Origin of the sequence: Lyngbya sp. CCAP 1446/10, assembly GCF_026130175.1 — a bacterium.
Taxonomy (GTDB): domain Bacteria; phylum Cyanobacteriota; class Cyanobacteriia; order Cyanobacteriales; family Microcoleaceae; genus Microcoleus.
Genome location: NZ_JAIGNI010000012.1, coordinates 82,517 through 104,590, shown reverse-complemented (window position 1 = coordinate 104,590; position 22,074 = coordinate 82,517). Strand labels below are relative to the sequence as shown.

Annotated in this window: 18 protein-coding genes; 5 read left to right on the top strand and 13 right to left on the bottom strand. The window is 46.8% G+C overall.

All coding sequences use genetic code 11. The annotated features are described in order from the left end of the window. From K4039_RS08075 to K4039_RS08055, 5 genes are all read right to left on the bottom strand, one after another. Positions 1-822 (bottom strand): Hpt domain-containing protein (locus tag K4039_RS08075; RefSeq protein ID WP_265234634.1); only part of this gene is annotated, 822 nt, incomplete at its 3' end. 295 nt (positions 823-1,117) lie between these two features. After that, entirely contained in the window at positions 1,118-6,910 is a 5,793-nt protein-coding gene (locus K4039_RS08070; protein WP_265234633.1) for a PAS domain S-box protein, read from the bottom strand. A gap of 189 nt (positions 6,911-7,099) precedes the next feature. Beyond that, a complete protein-coding gene (locus tag K4039_RS08065) occupies positions 7,100-7,597 on the bottom strand; it encodes a chemotaxis protein CheW (RefSeq protein ID WP_265234632.1) in 498 nt (165 codons plus the stop codon). Between the two features lie 257 nt (positions 7,598-7,854). Continuing rightward, positions 7,855-8,127 (bottom strand): hypothetical protein, encoded by a 273-nt coding sequence (locus K4039_RS08060; RefSeq protein WP_265234631.1) that lies wholly within the window; start codon positions 8,125-8,127, stop codon positions 7,855-7,857. A 23-nt stretch (positions 8,128-8,150) separates the two neighbouring features. Beyond that, entirely contained in the window at positions 8,151-8,516 is a 366-nt protein-coding gene (locus tag K4039_RS08055; protein ID WP_265234630.1) for a response regulator transcription factor, read from the bottom strand. A 14-nt stretch (positions 8,517-8,530) separates the two neighbouring features. Here K4039_RS08055 and K4039_RS08050 point away from each other — a divergent pair, with 14 nt between their 5' ends. Further along, the gene (locus tag K4039_RS08050; RefSeq protein WP_265234629.1) at positions 8,531-8,710 is read left to right on the top strand and encodes a hypothetical protein; all 180 of its coding nucleotides are present in this window, start codon (positions 8,531-8,533) and stop codon (positions 8,708-8,710) included. A gap of 207 nt (positions 8,711-8,917) precedes the next feature. On the opposite strand, the gene K4039_RS08045 is transcribed toward K4039_RS08050, so the two are convergent. Further along, positions 8,918-11,293 (bottom strand): amylo-alpha-1,6-glucosidase, encoded by a 2,376-nt coding sequence (locus K4039_RS08045; protein WP_265234628.1) that lies wholly within the window; start codon positions 11,291-11,293, stop codon positions 8,918-8,920. A gap of 462 nt (positions 11,294-11,755) precedes the next feature. Continuing rightward, a complete protein-coding gene (locus tag K4039_RS08040) occupies positions 11,756-12,916 on the bottom strand; it encodes a glycosyltransferase family 4 protein (protein WP_321161584.1) in 1,161 nt (386 codons plus the stop codon). Between the two features lie 474 nt (positions 12,917-13,390). On the opposite strand from K4039_RS08040, the gene K4039_RS08035 reads away from it, so the two are divergent. Then, a complete protein-coding gene (locus tag K4039_RS08035; protein ID WP_265234627.1) occupies positions 13,391-13,684 on the top strand; it encodes a hypothetical protein in 294 nt (97 codons plus the stop codon). Between the two features lie 17 nt (positions 13,685-13,701). Here the strand turns inward: K4039_RS08035 and K4039_RS08030 are convergent, their stop codons facing one another. Then, the gene (locus K4039_RS08030; RefSeq protein ID WP_265234626.1) at positions 13,702-13,911 is read right to left on the bottom strand and encodes a hypothetical protein; all 210 of its coding nucleotides are present in this window, start codon (positions 13,909-13,911) and stop codon (positions 13,702-13,704) included. A gap of 77 nt (positions 13,912-13,988) precedes the next feature. Between K4039_RS08030 and K4039_RS08025 the strand changes: the two genes are divergently transcribed. Further along, a complete protein-coding gene (locus K4039_RS08025; RefSeq protein ID WP_375339794.1) occupies positions 13,989-14,714 on the top strand; it encodes a phosphoadenylyl-sulfate reductase in 726 nt (241 codons plus the stop codon). A gap of 107 nt (positions 14,715-14,821) precedes the next feature. Here K4039_RS08025 and K4039_RS08020 read toward each other — a convergent pair whose 3' ends face one another. Further along, positions 14,822-15,094: a hypothetical protein gene (locus tag K4039_RS08020; RefSeq protein WP_265234624.1), complete on the bottom strand. Its 273-nt coding sequence runs from the start codon at positions 15,092-15,094 to the stop codon at positions 14,822-14,824. Here K4039_RS08020 and K4039_RS08015 point away from each other — a divergent pair. Next, positions 15,063-16,019 (top strand): class II fructose-bisphosphate aldolase, encoded by a 957-nt coding sequence (locus K4039_RS08015; RefSeq protein ID WP_265234623.1) that lies wholly within the window; start codon positions 15,063-15,065, stop codon positions 16,017-16,019. The genes K4039_RS08020 and K4039_RS08015 overlap by 32 nt on opposite strands. A gap of 107 nt (positions 16,020-16,126) precedes the next feature. Here the strand turns inward: K4039_RS08015 and K4039_RS29790 are convergent, their stop codons facing one another. Together K4039_RS29790 and K4039_RS29785 are read right to left on the bottom strand one after the other, a co-directional pair. Then, positions 16,127-16,498, bottom strand: coding sequence for a Uma2 family endonuclease (locus K4039_RS29790; RefSeq protein ID WP_321161583.1), 372 nt, complete (start codon positions 16,496-16,498; stop codon positions 16,127-16,129). 57 nt (positions 16,499-16,555) lie between these two features. Further along, positions 16,556-16,912 carry a Uma2 family endonuclease gene (locus K4039_RS29785; RefSeq protein ID WP_321161582.1) on the bottom strand — a complete coding sequence of 119 codons (357 nt, stop codon included), beginning with the start codon at positions 16,910-16,912 and terminating at the stop codon, positions 16,556-16,558. A gap of 199 nt (positions 16,913-17,111) precedes the next feature. Here K4039_RS29785 and K4039_RS08005 point away from each other — a divergent pair, with 199 nt between their 5' ends. Next, a complete protein-coding gene (locus K4039_RS08005) occupies positions 17,112-19,319 on the top strand; it encodes a Tex family protein (protein WP_265234622.1) in 2,208 nt (735 codons plus the stop codon). Positions 19,320-19,437: 118 nt separating this feature from the next. Here K4039_RS08005 and K4039_RS08000 read toward each other — a convergent pair whose 3' ends face one another. Further along, positions 19,438-20,556 carry a GDSL-type esterase/lipase family protein gene (locus tag K4039_RS08000; protein WP_265234621.1) on the bottom strand — a complete coding sequence of 373 codons (1,119 nt, stop codon included), beginning with the start codon at positions 20,554-20,556 and terminating at the stop codon, positions 19,438-19,440. A gap of 16 nt (positions 20,557-20,572) precedes the next feature. Then, positions 20,573-21,952: an MBOAT family protein gene (locus tag K4039_RS07995; RefSeq protein ID WP_265234620.1), complete on the bottom strand. Its 1,380-nt coding sequence runs from the start codon at positions 21,950-21,952 to the stop codon at positions 20,573-20,575. Positions 21,953-22,074: the final 122 nt, after the last annotated feature.

Here is a 22,074-nt window from a genome sequence, read left to right as displayed (position 1 = left end):
TTCGGATGCTTGTGATTCGTCGGAGGGTGGGGGGGAGATTTGGGGGAGTTCGATCGCCCTTCCGTCTAATATCTGCTGGCGTGCGGTTTGCAAATTTTGGGCGATCGCCCAACCGTCGGACTGCAACCGTTGTAGAGTCAAGTCCTTTGAGTCGATCAAATCTCTGAGGGGTTCAGCGACTGTCCCAAAATCTGGCAATTGCAGCATTCCAGCCAAACCGGATAGTTGGTAATAAACCTGGTTGAGGGCGGTGACGCTTTTTGGCAAATCTGCCTCAGAAGCTTGGGAAAGCTCAGTTTCTAGGCGATTGAAGATTGGCGGCAATTCGTGCTCAAAAATCAATTTCAGGGTTTCGGGGGCTGGCGATTGGCTGGCTGGGGGAACTGGTGGCGGTTCGGGCTTACCGTATTTTGCCTCGAACTGGGCGTGAATTTGGGCGATCGCCTCCAAGTTTGCCGTTTGATCGGGAGTGGTGACATCCGAGTGCTGGATGGCTTCGATCGCAATCTTTTTGAGAGCATCCACACCTTGCAGCAAAATAGTCACAGTTGCCTGTTCCAGGGCCGACAAGTCTGTGCGATCGCGCAAAATGACAAAACAGTCCTCCAGCCTGTGAGCAGCCGCCGACACGTTTTGAAACCCCAACATCGAGCCCGCACCTTTAATCGAGTGAGCGCCCCGAAACATTTCTTTAACAGCCGCTTGTCGCCCTTTCAAATCGGCGGATTCCATCGCCAGCAAGTGAGTCTCCATTGACTGAAGAAACTCTTGCGTTTCTGCGGTAAAAGCATCTATTAATTCGTTTAAATCATCGTCATTCATATATAACAGTGGACAGTTGACAGTGGACAGTTGACAGTTGCACAGTACAGGAATCTAACCATTTATGCTTAACGGATATCGGATCTATTCATCAGGTTATTTATGTCAGCGCCAGATGTGGCGGTTGCTATAAATACCAAGATCGGCAACCAGTAGTTTTTAACTCTTACCGATCGCCTCGGTTCTTTCTTAATAATTTGATCTCAACAAACTTTATTAAGATTGGTTTGTAGTGATGACTTTAGTCCGCATTTTCTAAGGACTAAAGTCCTCACTACAAACCTTTGACTGATTACTAACTGCGGAAATTGGCCACGGACTTTTGCAATTTGTCAACAGAACCGGACAAATCGTCCAAAGATGCTTTGACATCCGAACCCTTTTGTGCAGTTGTATTCGCAATCTCATTGACTTGCTGCATACTGTTAGAAATTTCCTCAGCGGAAACAGTTTGTTTCGCTGAAGCGCGAGTAATATTCTGCACCAAAGCATTCATTTCTCGACTAACTTCGATGATGGCATTCAGGTGAGTTTTAGCTTCGCTGGCTAGCTTAGTGCCTTCCACTACCTCCAAAGTTCCCGATTCCATTGCCTTCATCACGCGGCTGATTTCTTCTTGAATTGTACCGACAATTTCCGAGATTTCTTCAGTAGCGCCGGCCGATCGCTCTGCAAGCTTCCGCACCTCTTCGGCGACAACCGCAAAACCCAAACCTTGTTCGCCCGCTCGTGCCGCTTCAATCGTAGCATTGAGAGCTAACAAATTGGTTTGGGAAGCCAGTTGAGAAATCGAAGTGACAATTTTGCCAATTTGCTGCGAAGATTCGCCCAAACGCTTCATCATTTTTGAGGTTGAGGCGATCGTCAACCGGAGTCCGTTAATGCCTTCGACAGCGCGATCGACCGCCATACCGCCGACTTCTGCGGTGTGAGAAGATTGCTGGGCGACTGTTTCAGCCCGCACCGAAACATCTCGCACGTCGCGGATCGAATTCACAATCCGCTCGATCTCCCGCATGATCGCAGATATTTTTGTTGCTTGAACTTCCGCCTGTTGGGTGAGTTGGCTGGTATTGCTGATTGACTCGCCAGTGGCAGATGTTACCTGTTCGGCTAAAGTTTGAATCCCCGTTACCACCTTCCGCAGAGAACCGATTAAGAAGTTGAAAGAATCGGCGACAGCACCTAAAACATCGTTGGTAACTTCCGCCCTGACTGTCAAATCGCCTTGAGCCGCGCCTTTAATTTCTCCCAACAATTTGAGGACTTGCTGCGTCATCGAATCGGCTTCTGCTTTGCGTTCTGCTGCCAATTTTTCCAGCCGTTCTTCTGCTTCTTTGCGCTCGGTGATGTCAAAGCGGATGGCGATATATTTGATTATTGTGCCGCTGGTATCGAAGATGGGGGCGATCGTCGAATCTACCCAATAAAATGAGCCATTTTTAGACAGATTTTTGATTTCTCCTTTCCACACCAAGCCGCGCGAAATTGTCAGCCACATTTCGGCAAAAAATCCTTTGGGATGGTAGCCGGAATTGACGATGCGGTGGTCGCGGTGCAGCAATTCTCCCATGCTGTAACCGGAGATTTGAATGAATCTGTCGTTGGTGTAGGTAATCAGGCCTTTGATGTCAGTTTCGCTGACGATCGCAGCTTCGTCTAGGGCATTTTGCCGCGTTTTGAGTTCTTGCAGCAAGCGTTGCTGTGTCTCGGCCAACTCCTGCATCTGCTGCTGGGATGCTCTTTCTTGGGTGACGTTGCGGCAAACGACTACACCGCCTTTGATTGCTCCGGTTTCGTCTTTGAGCGGGCTGCCGCTAATTTTTATCCACAGGCCCTCCGGCTGGGCTGCGTGGCGAGTGAAAAGCTCTACTTCGCGTACTGATTCTCCTCGAATTGCGCGCGCTAAAGGTATGTCGGCTGTGGGATAGGGAGTGACTCCATCTGGCAAAAATAAGCCGTATTTTCCCGACCACTCGTCGGGGGGAGTATCTGTCGAACCCAAGCCAAAGATATTTTCGGCGGCGGGGTTGAATAAAACAAAATTGCCATTTTCGTCGGCAGCAACTACGCCGTCGCTAATGCTGTCAATTAACAGTTGCAAAAGATTGCTTTGGCCTCTAAATTTGTCTTCGGAGCTGGCTAATTGGGCTGTTGTTGCTTGCAGTTGGACGATCGCCTGTTTGCTTTGGGTAATGTCGCGAGCGACTGCATACATGATCTTTTCTTCTATTAGCGGTCGCGACTTCCACGACAGCCATTTGTAGGAACCGTCTTTGCACCGGTAGCGGTTTTCAAAAGCGATTACTTCGGCCCCGTTAGCTATTTTTGCCGTTTCTGCTAAGGTTTTTTCGCAGTCTTCGGGATGGACGAAATCGATAAAAGATTGGTCTTGCAGTTCTTCTACGGTGTAGCCGAGGGTTTTTGCCCAAGCGGGATTGAGGCGCTTGAATTTGCCTTCAAAATCGGCGATGCAAAGCAAGTCGAGGGAGAGGGTGAAAAACCGATCGCGCTCTACTTCTGCTTTTTTGCGATCGGTAATTTCGATCGCCACACCGCCGACACCCATCGGTTTGCCGTCCTCTCCGGCCAAAGGAAAGTAAGACGCCAGCCAATCTCGGATAACGCCCGGTTGGTTGAGAGTTGTTCCCGACACCTCAACGTTTAAAAACGGTTGGTTGGTGGCGAGAACCTGCTGCAAAATCGGCTCTAGGGTATCAACCATGTCCGGTAAAACTTCCCTCACCGTTTTGCCGAGGTGTTCGGCAACTGAAACGCCGGTAGTTTCGGCTAATTTCTCGTTTGCTTGCACGAACCGCAACTGGTCGTCAAAGATAAACATGGCGGCCGGGGCGGCTGCAAAAAATGCGTCAAAGCGGGATTGACGCAAAACTAATTCTCGTTCTAAGGCTTTGCGATCGCTAATGTCGCGGCCTTCTGGGATCAGCATCACGATTTTGCCACTGTCGTCTACGATCGGCTTGAGGGAGAAGTCCACAGTCATCACAGCACCTCCAGCAACCAGCACGTCGGCTTCGTAGCGGACAAATTCGCCGGCGGCGGCAGAGGCGATCGCAGCTTCGATTTTTTGCTTGGATTCTGGGGAAATCTGCCACCACAGATTGTCGGCAAACTGCGTGCCCACGAAGTCTTCGCGCCCGATTCCGGCGATTGTCATGGCTGTTTGGTTGATTTCTAAGACGGTGCCATCTGGTTCTAGCATCCCGACTAATTGGAACGATTGGTCGAAAATGGCTCGGAACAGTCTTTCGCGATCGCGCAGCATCTCTTCTGCGCGTTTGCGATCGCTAATGTCGCGGCTAACTGTTGCGAACCCCATAGGCTCGCCAGTTTCTGGGTTTTTGACTGTAAATAGGGTGAAGTCAACGGGAATATTTTCGCCGGTTTGAAAGTTCCTCAAGCGGAATTCGCCCTGCCAAAAACCGTCTCGCACAGTAGCAGGCACGATTTCTTCTCTGAAAATCTTAGCGTCTTCTGGTGTGAAGAATTCATACATACTTTTGCTTTGGACTTCTTCAATATTTTGCAATCCCGCGAGCTTAATTCCAGCGGCATTCATGTATTTTGGCTTTCCCTCCATTGTTGCCATGCCGATAAAATCAGAGCTGCTTTCTACGAGCAAAATCAATTTTTGGTTTTCGATTTCAGCCAGCTTGCGATCTGTAATATCGTTGTTAATTTCTAAAATTGCTTTGGGTTTTCCCTGTTCATCCCGCTGCAAAGTCCAGCGGCTGAATACGGTAATTTTGGTGTGGTAATTAGTGGTGTGAATCAGTTCTCCTTCCCAATAATCCTGCTGTTCTAGCTGTGCTGAAATTGATGCTAAAGGTTGGGGATATCTCGTATCAAACAAGCTGTGAGTAACTTTTCCTAAAGCTTCTTGCTTTTTCCAGCCGTAGATTTTTTCAGCGCCTTGATTCCAGTAATCAATCGTGCCGTCGAGTTCTCGAATAATCAAAGCATCGCTGGCTAGGTCGAGCATTTGCAAGTTCTGCTGCAAGGATTGTTCCGCGCGCTTGCGATTGCTGATGTTGCGGGCGATCGTTGACATAAATTCAACTTCTCCGCTCTCGGATTTGTGGACAATAATTACTTGAGAAACCGGTATTTCTTCGCCGTCTAAAGTCTGCCAAATTGTCTCGCCGCTCCACACCCCATCCCGACTAGCTGCGGGGATGCCGACGTTCATAATAGTATCAACACTTTTGGGCGATGTCAGGTCGGAAATTCTGACTTCGGCTAAACTTGCGTCCGCGCCAACTTTTAACATTTCTCTGGCGGCCTGGTTGAGATAGATGGTGCGCTGCTGGCAGTCTGCCATCCCTACCCAGTCTGTTGTGGCTTCTAGGATGGCTTTAAGCCGCAGTAGCTGCTGTTCGGATTCGCGGCTTTCTGTGATATCGCGCGCGAAGCCGAGAACGCCTATAATGTTGCCTTCTGCGTCTTTGAGGGACAATTTCTGGGTGTCGAAGACGTGTATTTTGCCGTCGGCTAAGGTGGCGGAGTCGTTGGGAGCCGGCGCACTCTGGTTGTCGGCCCGGAAGTTTTGGATTTGGTTCTGGGAGTCTGTTTCGGCGTGGGTGTTACCGAAGATGCGATGATCGACCGATATACCGATTTCTGCGTCGTCTTTGCCGATAATTTCTGCTTGAGTTTTGCCGAAGGCGGCGGCGAAACCTGCATTGACTAGGGCGTAGCGGCCGTCTTGATTTTTGACGAAGATGCAGTCTGGGGTGGCGTCAATTACTGTCCGCAGCAAACGTTGGGAATTTTCTACTTTTGCCAGTGTTTGCCGCATTTGTTCTTCCATTTGCAGGCGCTTGGTGATATCTCTCATCGCGCAAACGAGGACTTTCCTGCCACAGGCATCTACAAATGTTGATTTTTTGCCGCAAAGAAACCGGGTGTTTCCTGCTGAGTCTGTGATAGTTTTTTGGCTTTCGGTGCTGGTATTTGACAAGAAAGCTAATTCGTCTTTTTCTCGATATATCTCTGCTTCCTCTTTGGGCAAGAACAGGTCGTAGGATTTGCCCATTAGTTCTGATCTGCTGCGACCCATGTATTGACAAAAGGCATCGTTTAATGTTAACCAGCGGTGCTGTTCGTCTTTGACGTAAATCGGGTCTGGGATGGCGTTGAGGATGTTGTTTAAGAATTCTTCTGAGGCTTTTAATTGCTCTTGAACAGCGGTGCGATCGCGAACTTCCTGTTGCAATAGTGCGTTGGTTTCCTGAATCTGCTGGGTTCTTTCTTTGACTCGCTGCTCTAGTTCTGCGGTGAGCTGCTGCAATTGGGCTTCTGTCTCTTTCAACTGGGTAATATCGCGGCCTTCGGCGAGAATTTGATATACTTCTCCTGTTTCATTTAACAGCGGTTTAAACGACACGTCAATGACTGTCACCTGGTTGTTGGCTCCGGTGATTTCGTATTCTTCCCGCACAAACTTGCCGGTCGAGACTTGTTGAATGTTGGTTTTTAGGCGCTGCTGGTTGGTTGGGGATGAGGCCCACCAAGGTGTGTGCCAAAATTTCAGCCCCAGCACTTCTGATGCTTGGAAATCGCCCAATTCTAGTGCTGTCCGATTGGCTTCGAGCAGAGTACCGTCTGGCTGCAATAATGCGATCACTTGAAAAGCTTGGTCGAAGATTGCCTGAAATCGCTGGGTAGTTTCGCTCAGCGCTTGTTCTGTTTCTTTTTTGGAGTTCAGGATTTGGGTGGAACCTACTAATAACTGGTAGCGGTTGGACAAACTCAAAAATCCGATCGCCGGAATGACAGTTATCCAATCGGAGACAGTTTGCATTACCGGGGAGTGCGGCAGTCCCAGGTATTCGGCGGCGTGGCCGCTGTGTCCGAAAGCGCAACTCCAAAATATGCCTGCTGTGACTGTGGCGAAGATATCGAACCCAAATTGACGGTTTCGCCACAAACCTAAGCTGATCAGCGCAGCAATGGCAAAGTAACAGACACAAATGATGCAATTAGCAACCCCAGCTAGCAGCGATGGGGAGATGTCAGGTAATGTGAGGGTGAAAGTTGTTGCGATCGAGCTATAGAGAAGTTTCATGATAAAATTTATAGTTGGCAACTTAAATGCGGGCGATGGATCAATTTTAGATTTTAGATTTTAGATTGACTCCATATTTTTCCTTCTTCCTTATACTTGAGATTTTAGATTTTAGATTGACTCCATATTCTTCCTTCTTCCTTCTACTTGATGACTACTGACTACTGACTTCTTCCTTCTTCCTTCTACTTACCAGCGTTCGGAATGGGCGATCGCTTCTACATCGACAATCATTAGCAAGCGTCCTTCGGAATTGTACAAACCTTTTAAGAATGGAGCTAGATCAGGACTGACATCGATTGCTGAGACAATGCGATCGGGATTTAAAGGTAAAACTCCTTCGACGCGGGAGACAGCCAAGCCCATCCGCATTCTCGACAATCTCACGTCTCGCGGATCTGGCGCTTCCACCACTAGGATGCGGCTGCTTGGGTGGTGGGTGTCAACCGGCTCGATACCTGCAAACCGTCCAAAGTCTGCTGCTGCTAAGATTTCGCCCCGCAAGTTGGTTAATCCCAGCAAAAATGGCAGGGTGTTGGGAACCGGGGAAATCGGTTGTTCTTTGAGGGAAAGGACTTCCCGCACTGCTTCTAACTCTACGCCAAAGAGACTGCCTCCTTGACCGAAAAGGAGAAATTGCTTTGTTCCACTTGTCTGATTCCCCACCGGGGGAGCAGTTGTTTTCATTGCTGATTTTTTGTTTCTAGTGTATCTTACAAATTAGGATTTTGGTTGGTCAGGAAAGCCGATCGCTCGCTGCAAGTTTTTCAGCATTAGTTTTGCAGGATCAAATGGTTAAATAAATCGCGGGTTGGGCAACGGGAATGATTGCTATCATTATAGATACAATTTTTAATGGATTCATAAACCCAGTGTATTTGAAAAAATGTAGTTTCTCGCTATGATGTTTTATGAAAGCTTCTGAATACTTGATATAGCGCTTTTCAAGTTAGTTTGGTCAAGCGCAAGCGATGATCGATGACCAATTCCCAATTTTCAATTCCCAATTCCCAATTCCCAATTCCCAATTCCCAATTTTCAATTCCCAATTCCCAATTCCCAATTTTCAATTCCCAATTCCCAATTTTCAATTCCCAATTCCCAATTCCCAATTCCCAATTCCCAATTCCCAATTCCCAATTCCCAATTCCCAATTCCCAATTCCCAATTCCCAATTCCCAATTCCCAATTCCCAATTCCCAATTCCCAATTCCCACTCTTGAGAAGAGATATATTTTGTTTACGCTGAAAGCAAGCGCTGTACGATATTGACGAGTTGCTGAGGTTCAAAGGGTTTGCTGACGTAAGCATCTGCGCCTAAATCGGTTCCCCAGGCTTTGTCGATATCAGTGTTTTTATGAGTACAAAATACTACTGGTAAGTGTGCAGTTGCGCGATCGCCCCGCAATTCTCTGATCACTTCAAATCCGTTCATACGTGGCATCACTACGTCTAAAACGACCAGAGCCGGGGGCACTTTTCGGATCAGGGCGATCGCTTCTTCGCCGTCGCCAGCCCGGATCACCTGCATTCCAGCATTTTGAAGAATGCGGCAGATGATTTCCAGTTCGCTGGGAACGTCGTCCACTACTAAAATTTTTGACATAATTCCACACTTCCTTGCTGTTATTGACTGCTGACAATCTTGATTCAGAAGCTTGTGGTGCGATGGCTTTTGCCCCGCTTCCCTACGGCTGTTTGACTGCGGCACGCCAGCAAACAAATAAATGCACTTCTAAATATAATATAGCCGATCGCATGGCCCAAGGGAAGAGGGAAGTTCGACAACGGATTGTATAACGGATTTAGCCGATTTTTTATGAGGCTGCATAGAATTAGATACCCCCTAGCATAGCTTAATAAGGGGGGGACAAGATTGCGATCAAAGTCCCTCTTTTTAAGGGAGATTTAGGGGGATCGAGATATGTACAACTTCACATTAAATTGATATTAGCCGATTTTGAGGAAATTGAAAATTGGGAATTTCTAATTCCCAATTTCTTCAATTTAAGCTTCGATAATTACTCGTAAATTACCGCGTTTTTTCATCACCCGACAAGCGGTTGAAGAACCCGATCGCTCAAATTCTAGATCCAGCAAAGTTGAGCCGATCCTTAAGTTGTTTAGCGACAATTTATTAATGGATTCTGGCAAGGCTGGATCGATAATTCGCAGTTGGTTGTTAGGGGCATCAGGAACTAGATTTAACATCATTTGCAAGAGTTGAAAAATACTGCCGGTTGCCCAAGCTTGGGGCGAGCAAGCTACAGGATACTGCACGGGGCGATCGCTCTCGCTGTTGCGCTCGTAGCCGCAAAAAAGTTCGGGGGGACGCTCGTAGGGTTGCAGCAATGTCATGTCAAATAAGCCTTGAGCTACTTCTAGGGCTTGTTCGACGCGGCCTAGCGATCGCAATCCCATAGCTGTTAAAGCGTTGTCGTGCGGCCAGACTGAGCCTGTGTGGTAGCCGATGGGGTTGTAGGCGGGAGATTTTGAGGATAGGGTGCGAATTCCCCAACCGCTAAACATATCTGGAGCTTGCAATCTTTCTGCTACGCTGCGAGCTTTTTCTCGCGACAAAATGCCGAGGTGCAAACAGTGTCCGGGATTAGATGAAATGCTGTCTGCGGGTTTGCCTTCGCCGTCTAATGCTAGGGCGCAATAACCTAAGTCTTCGATCCAAAAATCACGGTTGAATCGGGTTTTCAGGTCTTTTGCTTCTTCTTCCCAGCGATCGACTAAATCGATGCGTTTCTTGATGCGGGCAATCCCTGCCAGCCTGGTTTTGGCAGCGTAAACATAGGCTTGGACTTCGCAAAGGGCGATCGATCCTTCTGCCATTACGCCGTCGCGGTTGACGATGCAATCCCCTGAATCTTTCCAGCCTTGATTTGCTAAGCCGCGCTGGGATTTTTTGTAATAGCTAAGGTAGCCTGTTGCGGCACATTTGCGATCGATCCATTCCATCGCTGCCAAGGCATTTGGCCACAAAAGATCTAAAGTTTGGCTGTCGTAAGTCCAGGCATAATATTCAGCGTAAAGCATCAACCACAGCGGCGTTGCATCCACTGTTCCATAATAGGGAGTGTGGGGGATTTCCTGACAGCGAGCCATTTCTCCCATGCGAATTTCGTGCAATATTTTGCCCGGTTCTTCGTCGCGCCAATCATCGTCATTTTTGCCTTGATAGTGAGCTAAAGTTGTCAGGGTTTCTCGGGCTAAAGTTGGATCGAGAATTAAGATCTGAGAAGCAGCGATGATCGAGTCGCGGCCGAATAATGTTGAAAACCAGGGAACTCCGGCTGAAATTGCTTTGCCTTTACCAAAGGTTTGCCGCAGGGAATAAATGTCTTGTTCGGCACATTTGAGAAGTCGGTTAAAGGTGTTTTCCCCCGATTTGATTCGGGTAATTTCGCTCAGCCATTCTCGCTCTTCTAAAAGTTCTGCTGCTTTGGCTTGAGTTAAAGTTGCGGGAGTGCTGACTTGGGAGATGGATTTGCCGTCTATCAGCATTTTGAGCCGATATCCCAATTTGATTGTTTGGTGGGATTCTAGGGAGATGCCCCACACTGCTGTGTTTCCCTGAAGCATTGCTGGCGGTTGGCTGTAAAACTCGATGCGAGATTCCATCACCAAACCGTCTAAACCTTGGTAGGCAAGGGTTAAATTGTCTTGGAGGTGGCAGGATGGATATTGGGCGATCGCCGATCGATCGATCGGGTTTGTTTCTGATGCCGAAATTGGCAAATTTGGGTTTTCGGCTGCCTGATTTTCGTCGCTATTGGCGTTCTCGTTAGCGAGAAGGGCTGGTTTTTCGGCTGTAGAACCCTGGGATAATCCGTTGGTTTTTTCGAGTACCGGGCGCAGGATTGTGCCGCGCTTGGAGCGCCCGTAACCCCGGACTTCAAATAAGTCTAAGAAATCTGAGTTGAAGCTGAGACTGATTTCAAAGCTTACTGGTTTTGTGGTGAAGTTGGTGATTTCTATTTCTTCAAACAAACCGCCGTTGAGCACCATTTCTCGCTTGATGCCTATGGTTTCGGCGCGGATGCGATCGTCAATGCAGGGATTTGAACACAACACTGTTTGCAGGTAGCCTTTTTCGGTATTGCTGCTGAGCAAAATTGGCGATCGCCCTTCGATTTGCAATTCTAGGCGGCTGAGGAAGCGCGTGTCGTGGCAAAACAATCCGAGGCTGGCCACGCTGTCGTCTTTTAAGCAGCCTGAGATGTTGCCGAGGGTGTCGGTAATCAGAAATAAATCGTCGTCTTTGAGGGTGAGTGTTGGTTGAGGTCGATCGGCGATCGCGCAAGGCCACTCAGTTATAGGTGCCTCGGCAGCGGCGACAAATATTTTTCCTTCTAGTTCATATGTATCAATCATTGTTACTAAAAGTGGCTTCCCATCTTTTCAAAAGTTTAACTTTCTAGATCTTTTGACTCTTGACTTTTGACATTACATTTAAATATGAACCGCCCTGATGTAATACTTCACTCTTGGCATCATACCATTTTTTTCGCCTGCTGCCAACTAACAGTTAAATTAATCAAATAAATTTAATTTTTCTCCTAATCCCCCCAAAAATTGAAGCGATTAGGAGAAAATCAGCAGAATATCTACTCAACTAATATTGCTGTTTTCAATCAAATGAAATTCTGTATGGACACGCCACTGCCATGTACTTATTACTGCTGCTGAGAGTTTGATCCTGGCTTTACCACAACTAAAATCCCAATTAAACTCAGGTAAAAACCGGGCTTTTTAGTAAAAAACCCAGCTTTTTAAATGTTGTACGTAAATTTTGAATGACTAAAGCCGCCGTGCGTTTAACTTGTCCTCGCGCAGCTATCTGCTGTGCAGTTCTAATTCTGTCAAATGATGCGCATGACCGTTTTGGGAAAAGCGCTCTTTTAAAATTTGTCGGTAAACTGCTTCATAGCCATCGACCATTGTTTTAACGCTGAAGTGATCGACTGCGTGTTGGCGGCAAGCGCTGCGATCTAGTTGCCGGGAAGGTTCGATAGCAGCTATACATTCTGCCACGCTTTCGCACAGAAAACCTGTTTTTCCGTGAACAATTACTTCTGGAGTCGAGCCTAATTTCATGGCAATCACGGGCGTTCCCGTTACCATTGACTCAATCATAACTAACCCGAAAGGTTCGCGCCAAGTAATGGGAAATAATGTCGCTACTGCACCGCCCATCAGCACGCTTTTTTGAGCGTGGTTGGCTTCGCCTAAATATTCTATTTGTTCGCCGTCGATGTGCGGCTTGATTTCTTGCTCGAAATATTCGCGATCGACAACATCAACTTTGCCTGCCATCTTTAAATGCCAGCCGGAAGCCTTAGCAATTTGTATGGCTAAATGCGCCCCTTTTTCCGATGAAATTCGACCGAGAAAAGCTAAATAAGGAGGATTGTCCGGCTGCGGGTGAAATTCGTAGGTTCCCGGATCGATGCCGTTATAGACTGTGGCGACGCAGTTTAGATTTAATCTATCTTCTCGCTGAGAGTTGGAAATGCTTACATAGGGCTGAGTGCGGGCCAAGCTAAACATCTTCTCGTTGTCTGGGGTAAAAATGCCGTGGAGGGTGTGAACTGTGGGCGTTTTTACTAAGTGCGAGTAAGACAAAGCTGCGCAGCCTACGTGGGAGTGAATGATGTCGAATTCTCCGGCTTTTCCATATACTTTGCTCAGTTGCATCATATCGTAAATGCCGTATTCTTTAACAGTGGAATCTAGACGCAACGCTCTGGGGTGAACTGATTCTAAATTAGCCGAAGTAATTGAATCGCCGGAGGCAAATAAGGTGACTTCATGTCCCCTTCTGACTAATTCTTCAGTCAAGAGGCTGACCACCAGTTCAATTCCTCCGTAAGCTGGGGGCGGAACTCGCTCGAATAGGGGGGCAATTTGGGCAATTCTCATCACAAACCTTCTAGTTTTATCTACTGTAAAATTTGCTACGCGAGACAGGGTTGTTGCCGTAGGTAGTGTTGGCAATGTCTCTTCATTTTCGAGTTGTTGTCGCGTACAATTAAATTTAATAACAATTTACCAATTTAGTCTATGCTACCTGGGAGGGAGATTGTCAGGTCGGGCGATCGCCCTTTTGTCCTTCGCTTTTGAAAGCGCGCTAGCTACTACGGCACGGACAAGCTGAATTGACTTCTGCCGAAAGAGAGAATAACACGCAACGCCAGCTAGTTTTCCCAGTGGTGCCTTCCCTTCAAATCGAAAATTGTGTAAAATATTACAATCACAGGAGCTATGCGCTGGCGATCGAATCAACCTGGTTTTTCAATTATGAGCGATCGCGCACTCGCGAGAGATTTTTGTCAAAAAAAAACCGATTAATTCGTGCAATAATAATAGAGGAAATTATAGCATTTCAAAAAAAGAATGCAACCCCAGGAAAGCTCCTAACCCTTATGTCATTAGTCATTCCCAAATCGAAAATCTCAAATGGTATAACCTATGGCATACAGTAATTTCACAACCATAGCCAAAGTTAGAAAATCGTTTAATTTAACAGTAGAGGAACCCTTGGATTTGTTTGCGGATATCCCAGAATTGCCGGCAAGTTCCTATTTGCAAACAACCTTAAATGAAAATGTGTCTTTAGCCACTGCAATTAATACCGAAAAGGCTCGCGCCGAATTAATTATCGCACCTATTTTATTAGAAGTCAGGCGCCAATTTAATTTTCAAGTAGGTTTTTTCTCCGGCTCAGAATTCAATGTTGATGTAGCAGTCGGTTTAAATGGGTAAGCTGTCGCGCATTTAAATTACATATTCGGTACGGCGTCGGAGCAACGTACCACAAGAGTGTTTGATTGATTTTTCACACACAATTTAAATGTAGAACAGCTTAGTCCAATTTTCCCCGGTAGAGGAGTTTTGGGTTGACCCAAATTGCGACAAACGGGCGATCGCCATTCTTGAGTTCGATCGTGGGCCCAGCCGAAAAGACTGTCGCAAGATGCAGTAAAATTCATCTGTGAGATAGATACTGCGATCGGCTATAATCGAGGGTTAGAGAAAAGAACACCGATCGCGCGAAAATATGGTTGCCATCCAGAGAAATCTCAACATTGCCACCCTAGAAGCAGAATACAGTCAAAAAACACCGCGAGAAATTATCAAATTTGCCCTAGACAATTTTGACAATATCTCAATTTCTTTCAGCGGTGCCGAAGATGTAGTTCTGATTGATATGGCATCAAAAATTACGAAAAACTTCCGCGTTTTTACGCTAGACACCGGACGATTGCACTCAGAAACCTATCAGTTTTTGGATCAAGTCAGAAAACATTACGGCATTAAACTAGAAGTAATGTTTCCCGATGCAGCAGAAGTACAAGCCCTAGTAGAAGAAAAGGGATTGTTTAGTTTTTATCAAGACGGTCACAAAGAATGCTGTGGTGTGCGAAAAGTCAAGCCGCTTCGCCGCAAACTGAATACTCTCGATGCTTGGATTACCGGTCAGCGCAAAGACCAAAGTCCCAGTACCCGCAACGGTATTCCGGTGATTGAAGTTGACGGTGGATTCTCAACTCCGGATCATGAGTTAATTAAATTTAACCCCTTGGCAAACTGGTCTTCGGCAGAGGTTTGGGATTACATTCGCGCTTTGGATGTGCCTTACAACAAGCTGCATGAACGCGGTTTTGTCAGCATTGGTTGCGAACCTTGTACGAAACCAGTATTGCCAAACCAACACGAACGCGAAGGTCGTTGGTGGTGGGAAGAATCGACAATGAAAGAGTGCGGTTTGCACGCTGGTAATGCACAAAAATAGTAAATGAATTCGTAGGTGTGCAGCGCGCACATTACCAAAGAATTCGCATACAAAGTGTAGCTAAATGTAGGATGCGTCAGGGGGAGAATTATTGGTTTTTTGTCAAATTATTCAGCCCTGACGCACCCAACAATAACTATTGTATAAGGTGCGTCGCTGTGAGATTGTCGATGTTTGTTTAGGGATTGTCGATAGCGACGCACCCTACGGATTCCTTCTTCCTTCTTCCTTCTTCCTTCTTCCTTCTTCCTTCTTCCTTCTTCCTTCTTCCTTCTTCCTTCTTCCTTCTTTCTTCTTCCTTCTTCCTTCTTCCTTCTTCCTTCTGAAAATTTTTTATGCCAGGTACTTATGCTCGCCTCAACTAGCGAATTGCTGAACACGGCCCGGAGAAATGCTTATGCGATCGGCGCTTTTAATGTGTACAACCTCGAAGGAGTAAAAGCCGTGATTGATGCCGCTGAAGCGCTGCAAAGTCCTGCGATGCTGCAACTTCACCCCAGCGCGCTTAAGTACGGAAAATCGCCTTTAGTCGCGCTTTGCATGGAAGCAGCACGGAAGTCTTTAGTGCCGATCGCAGTACACTTAGATCACAGCACCTCAGAAAAGGACATTCACCTCGCCCTCGCCGCCGGCATCAAGTCAATCATGGCAGACGGTTCTCCTTTGTCCTACGAACAAAACTTAATATTTACGCGCGAAATGACTACATTATCGCACGCTAACGGTGCGGTAGTTGAAGCGGAAATCGGCAGAATTAGCGGCACGGAGGATGGTTTGACAATTGAAGAAAAAGCCGCAAAGATGACCGATCCAGTTGAAGCTGTAGAGTTTATTGCAGCAACTAAGGTGGATTTTTTAGCGGTAACAATTGGCAACGTTCACGGTAAATATTTCAGCGAACCAAAACTCGATTTTCCGCGTTTGGCAAAAATTCGTGCTTCAGTTTCGGTGCCGTTAGTGTTGCACGGTGCTAGCGGTTTGCCGGAATCAATGATTAATCAATCTATTAAATTAGGTGTGTCTAAGTTTAATGTAAATACGGAAGTTCGCGATGCTTATATGGATGTTTTGAAAACTAGCAGTTCTTTGTCTGACCCGGATTTGTTGGAAGTGATGCAAAAGGCGATCGATGCTATGCGATCGGTGATTTCTGGCAAACTACAACTTTTTGGTTCTGCGGGTAAAGCTTATTTGCATCAGTCGCCTTATGCGGACGAATTGACCGCAAATAGTGCCAGTAATAAACAAGAAAACCGGGCGGTTGAAACCGCTGCTATACACACAAAACCCACCTTCGCGGGTTAAAATTACGTTATCTTCTTCAGTCCACGGAGGTGGACTTCGTTTGTGTAGACGCGGTTTCAACCGCCGTCTTCTCTTCGTTTGTGTAGACGCGGTTTCAACCGTCCTTTCTAACGGTTTAAAAATTGATCGGGATCGATGCCAGATTCCCGCAGCCGCTGTTCCGCCTCAGTCAGAATCCAATTGCCATCAACATCATACCAGCGTAACCACAGGCGATCGATTCCCTGAAACTCCCCTTCCCACAAACCCAAGCCCAAACTTAGGTCAGCAATCCACACTCGCGAGTCAGACAATTCTAATTCTTGATAGCGTCCGGCATTCAATGCAAACACTCGCAACCTGTTAGTATAGCGGCTGAAAACAGCATAAACAGGAACCCGCAAAATCTGCTCATAAACCTCCCATTTACTAGGGGGTTTCTCATTCGTCTCCGGCCGCAAAACTTGCCCGTTACCGACAGCATTCGGCTGACTGGGCAACTTTTCATCATCGATATTTGCGCCTAAATCTTCTTTTTCTGTTCCCGGCGAAAGCAGTTATACAATTACAAAAGGATTCACACCTTCTTGCCAAGTAACGTAACTCATCCGTAGTTCTGATCGATTGTAAAGTCGGGGAACTCCCACCACTCCAAACCAATCCGGGCGCTTGTGCCACAGAGTGTGCTGCACGTCATAATACAGGTTGATGTCGGTGCTGCTAAATATCTCAGAAGCCTGATAATTTGGAGGGCGAAACGCCAGGGTTAATAACTGCGGCTGCAAATCGTGAAATTCGTCGGGCAAACTAGGTTCCTCCGGGTCTTCGCTAGGCAAATCGTACATTGTCGGTAGCGTTTCTCTGGGCGATCGCGGCGGATCGCTTTGCGGCACTGGATATTTAAAAGGCAACATATAATATTGAGAAAAGACTGCATTTATGCTAACATCATTGTAACAGTGCTATGATCACAGATAAAACTCTCTCTCAAAGTCTTATTCATCTCATTTCCTCCTCTGTGTCCTCTGCGCCTCTGCGGTTCATTTCCCTCTTAATTAGCGCAACTCATAAATAATTGAGTAACCGCCAGCAATTGACTCTAAAATTTGCACTATGCTCAACATTCCTCAACTGATTGCTCAAGAACTTTCCATCAATCTCTCCCAAGTCAATAATGCTCTGGAACTTTTCGCCGAGGGCGCAACTATTCCGTTTATTGCCCGCTACCGCAAAGAACGTACCGATTCACTAAACGAAATTCATTTGCGGGATATCTCCGATCGCTTTACCTATTTGACGGAAATCGAAGACCGCAAAAAGTCAATTTTAGATACGATCGCCTCCCAGGACAAACTCACGGCAGAATTGCAAGCCAAAATTGAGTCGTGCTTGCAAAAAAATGAACTCGAAGACCTTTATCTGCCTTACAAACCCAAGCGGCGGACGCGGGCGACAATTGCAAGAGAAAAAGGTTTGGAACCGCTGGCAATTTTTATTAAGTGTCTGAACTTGCCGACGGCTCAACCTGCCGATATGGAAGCGGAAGCAGCTAAATATGTTTCGGAAGAAAAGGGCGTAAAAACTGCTGAAGATGCTCTTAAAGGTGCTGGGGATATTTTGGCGGAGGCAGTTTCCGAAAAAGCTGAATACCGAGCTTATTTGCGAGATTTTTTGATGAAAACTGGGGTTTTTGTCTCGAAAATTAAAGCTGATTTCCCGGAAGGAAGTACGAAATTTGAAATGTACCGCAGTTATCAAGTTGCTGCGAGAAATGTTCAGTCACATAATATGTTGGCGCTGTTTCGCGGGGAAACGGAGGGGGTTTTAGATTTAGAATTTGCCTTTGATGAATCGGCGGTGATGGCTTATTTGGAAGAGCGCGAAATTAGAACTAGGATACCCGAAGTTAAGGAGTTTTATCGATCGACCTTGAGGGATGCTTTCAACCGTCTGATGAAGACTTCGTTGATTACGGAAGTGCGATCGCACAACAAAGCCATCGCTGACATCGAGTCCATCGCCACCTTTGAAACCAACCTCCGCGAGTTGCTGCTGTCAGCGCCGGCGGGAATGAAACCCACATTGGCGATCGATCCGGGATTTCGCACGGGCTGCAAAGTTTCCGCCCTCGATGAAACTGGGCAGTTTTTGGAATATCAAGCAATTTTTCCCCACCAAGCCGTAGGTCAAAGACAGCAAGCTGGTAAAATTGTCAAGCATTTGATTGAAAAATATAAAATTGAATTAATTGCGATCGGCAACGGTACAGCTTCCCGCGAAACAGACGACTTTGTGTCGGAAGTTTTGGCAGATATGGACAAAAAACCGATTAAAGTCATGGTGAATGAATCCGGTGCATCGATCTATTCAGCGAGTGATGTGGCGATCGCCGAATTTCCCGACCTCGACATCACAATTCGCGGCGCAGTCAGCATCGGACGGCGCTTGCAAGACCCTTTAGCCGAACTTGTGAAAATTGACCCGAAATCCATCGGAGTCGGTCAATACCAGCACGACGTTGACCAAAAGCTGCTCAAAAAGAAACTCGACGAAACAGTCGAAAGCTGCGTTAACTATGTCGGAGTTGACTTAAACACAGCCTCGAAAGAACTGCTGACTTTTGTGTCGGGAATGACAGCAACAGTTGCCAAAAATATTGTTAATTACCGCAACGAAAACGGCGCGTTTAAAAATCGTCGCCAACTGCTAAAAGTTCCAAAACTCGGCCCGAAAGCTTTTGAACAAGCAGCCGGATTTCTCCGCATTCGTGGCGGCGAAAACCCGCTGGACAATACAGCAGTTCATCCCGAAAGTTATCCGGTTGTGCAGGCGATCGCCAAAGATTTAAGTTTGCCGCTGACCGGAATAACACAAATATCGGAAAAAATTAAGACTGTAAATATTAAGAAATATGTGACAGAAAAAGTCGGAGAACCGACACTCCGAGACATTATTTCGGAACTAGAAAAGCCGGGAAGAGACCCGCGGGCTGAGTTTAAATATGCCACTTTCCAAGCCGGAATTAACGAAATCTCTGACTTGCTAGTTGGGATGGAATTGGAAGGCATCATCACTAATGTAGCTAACTTTGGAGCGTTTGTTGATGTGGGAGTCCACCAAGATGGTTTGGTTCATGTTTCTCAATTAGCCGATCGCTTTGTGGACGATCCTACACAAATTGTCAAAGTCGGACAAGTTGTGAAAGTGCGGGTTTTGGAGGTGAATGAGAAATTAAAACGGGTTAGTTTGACGATGAAGCTGCAAGAAAAACCGCAACCGCAAAAGAGCGATATTCGGCTTCCGACCCCGCGCCGACGCTAAAACTAGGGTTCGTAGTGCGGACTTCAGTCCGCAACATGAAAGCGGACTAAAGTCCGCACTACAAATCATTTTTGTTATAGCGATCGACCGGACATGATATCAACACTAAAGACAGATTTTATCGAGCTTTTTCAGATTTGCTAAGGAGCCCGAACAAGTCTTCTGCAACAGCTTGATTGCCGTCTTTGTCAAGGTGGACACTATCAAACTTAATGTACATCGGAGCAGAACGACCTTCTTTTTGGGCAATTTCCGCCCTACCGCGGCGGACTGGTTCAGTAGCATCGAGATAGCGCACACCCAGTGACTGACTAATTTCCCCCAGTCGCTTCCCCGCGTCAATAGTCAACCGATTTTTGGGCACTTGCTGCTCATTGTCAGAAAACCCGTCAAAAGCCATAAAACGAGCCGGCAAATAAAGTACAACCAACGATCGACCGTCAGCAGCAATCGAGTCCCGGAGTACACTCAAATCTGTTTCAAACTGCTTCCAAGCGCGTTCAGGGAGATCTGGAGGCAGATTAGCCTGCTTCCAGCCAGAGGCTAGCGTTGCGCCCAAAGGAACTTCCGGCTTGATGTTGTTATTGGATAAACCCAACAAATACAAGCCTTTTTGGGAGTTGATTCTGAGCCAGGAAGGAGAAGCTAAGACGCGAGTAACTTGTTTTAATCCGTTTTTCAAATTTTCCAGTTTGGATTCAGGGGCAGGCTCTAGATAGGGGTTTTTCGGTACAGCTTTGTCCTCCCGGCGAAACCACGTCATCGATACCATGTTGTTGTCTACTGCTAGCACTACTACATCTGGTTTGTAGGCAGACCACTGGTTGCGATAAACATAGTTAATTTCTTTGAGGGTAACACCTTCTATCGCGCTGTTGAGATAGGTTGCCTTGGCACCATTTTTCTGGAAAACAGTTGCTAGTTGAGCTGGCCAAGTATCTTCTGCTGCAATCCCAGTCCCAAATGTTGTGGAATCCCCCATGCCGAGAATTCGCACTTCGCCGGGAGCTTTCTGGATGGGCAGCAGCGGGCCGCGATTTCCCGCACTGCTCATGGCGATGGGATGGCCGCCTGTAAATTCGCGATCGAACACGTTATTCGCGTACTCAGGAGCAATAACTTGCAGAACTCCTTCCAATAATAAAGCTGCTAACAATAGTTTTGACAAGTCTATTGAAGTGCGGCGAAATGCGGTTTTTACATGAGAAAGTGCCTGGTCATTAAATATCTGGAGCATAACTTATCAATCCGAATTAGAACTGGAAGTAAATGAAATTTGAACTTGAGGCACCGGCGAAGGTAAACATCAGCGCAATTGCGATCGCCCAAGCAATCCACTTGAGCAAATTTGGGTGCATCTGAGCCCAGCTCATCCACCGTTGCTTCACATCCGCCCATTCAACTAGCAAAACTAAGCCCAGGTATAACAGCGGGCGATAGTCAATAGGTATCCGGCCGTCAGCAAAGGTAAATATCCGCCCCAATACCGCACCAGCACTGTTCAAATCAGGCGATCGGAAGAGTACCCAAGAAATAGAAATTAGACAAAAGGTAAACAGCCAGCGAATTAAATAACTCGCTTTCGACTTGGGCGCCGACGCGAGTCCAAACACTCGTTCCATTGAGAGCATTGCCCCTTGCAAACCCCCCCAAACAACCCAGTTCCATCCAGCACCGTGCCAGAGACCTCCCAGCAGCATTGTGATCGTCAGGTTGACATAAGTACGGAGTTTGCCCTGCCGGTTGCCACCGAGGGGAATGTAAAGGTAATCGCGCAGCCAAGTTGACAGTGAAATGTGCCAGCGGCGCCAGAAATCAGTAATGCTGTAGGCCAAATAAGGTCTGTCAAAATTTGGTGGCAGTTCAATTCCCAATAGGCGAGAAGACCCGATCGCAATATCTGAATAACCAGAAAAGTCGCAGTAGACTTGAACTGCAAAGGCGAAGGTACCCAATAACAGCCCCAGCCCGGAAACACTTTCAGGCGCGCTAAAAGCCTCGCTGGCAATGGGTGCCATCGGGTCAGCTATAAAAACTTTTTTCAGCATCCCCCAGATGATTTGGGCAATGCCGCTGCGAATCCGAACCCAATCTACCGATGCCCGACACGCCAACTGCGGAACGAGATCGTCTGCACGAATGATCGGCCCAGCCACAAGATGAGGGAAAAAAATAACGTACAGTGCTATGTCCAGAAGTGACTTGTCAGCCGGTGTAATGCGCTTGTAAACATCGACTACGTAGCTGATCGTCTCGAAGGTGTAAAAAGAAATGCCCAGAGGCAATAGCAGATTCAGTTGAGGCCAAGGATGAAATCCTAACAGGGAGTAAGCCGAATCCGAAAAGAAGTTTGCGTACTTGAACAAACACAGAGTGCTTAAAACTACAACTAGAAAACTAATTAACGCAGTAGTTCTGTCTCTATTTTTAGTTGATGAGTCGATAATGCGAGCTGTTATATAGGCTAGCAGGGTATAGCCAACCATTAGCAGTGAGTACGGTACGCTCCACACCCAATAAAAGCAGTAGCTAGCCAATAACAAAAACCAACGTCGGTATTGCGGTGTCAGCAAGTAATAGACATACACCACCACGACCAAAAAGACCAAAAATAATGTGGAGTTAAACAACATTTTTTGAAATTTGAAATTTTAGCGATCGCTAAATGAATCGTATCTAGAGAGATACCAGTTGTCAATGATCGGAACATTTTTTTTCGTAACAAACCGCAAAGACGCGAACGTGCAGGGTCAGA

Coding starts and splice junctions, on each gene's coding strand:
- K4039_RS08070 (WP_265234633.1), bottom strand. CDS start 6,910: ATGAAACTTCTCTATAGCTCGATCGCAACAACTTTCACCCTCACATTA.
- K4039_RS08065 (WP_265234632.1), bottom strand. CDS start 7,597: ATGAAAACAACTGCTCCCCCGGTGGGGAATCAGACAAGTGGAACAAAG.
- K4039_RS08055 (WP_265234630.1), bottom strand. CDS start 8,516: ATGTCAAAAATTTTAGTAGTGGACGACGTTCCCAGCGAACTGGAAATC.
- K4039_RS08045 (WP_265234628.1), bottom strand. CDS start 11,293: ATGATTGATACATATGAACTAGAAGGAAAAATATTTGTCGCCGCTGCC.
- K4039_RS08035 (WP_265234627.1), top strand. CDS start 13,391: ATGGCATACAGTAATTTCACAACCATAGCCAAAGTTAGAAAATCGTTT.
- K4039_RS08030 (WP_265234626.1), bottom strand. CDS start 13,911: ATGAATTTTACTGCATCTTGCGACAGTCTTTTCGGCTGGGCCCACGAT.
- K4039_RS08015 (WP_265234623.1), top strand. CDS start 15,063: ATGCTCGCCTCAACTAGCGAATTGCTGAACACGGCCCGGAGAAATGCT.
- K4039_RS29785 (WP_321161582.1), bottom strand. CDS start 16,912: ATGTTGCCTTTTAAATATCCAGTGCCGCAAAGCGATCCGCCGCGATCG.
- K4039_RS08005 (WP_265234622.1), top strand. CDS start 17,112: ATGCTCAACATTCCTCAACTGATTGCTCAAGAACTTTCCATCAATCTC.
- K4039_RS08000 (WP_265234621.1), bottom strand. CDS start 20,556: ATGCTCCAGATATTTAATGACCAGGCACTTTCTCATGTAAAAACCGCA.
- K4039_RS07995 (WP_265234620.1), bottom strand. CDS start 21,952: ATGTTGTTTAACTCCACATTATTTTTGGTCTTTTTGGTCGTGGTGGTG.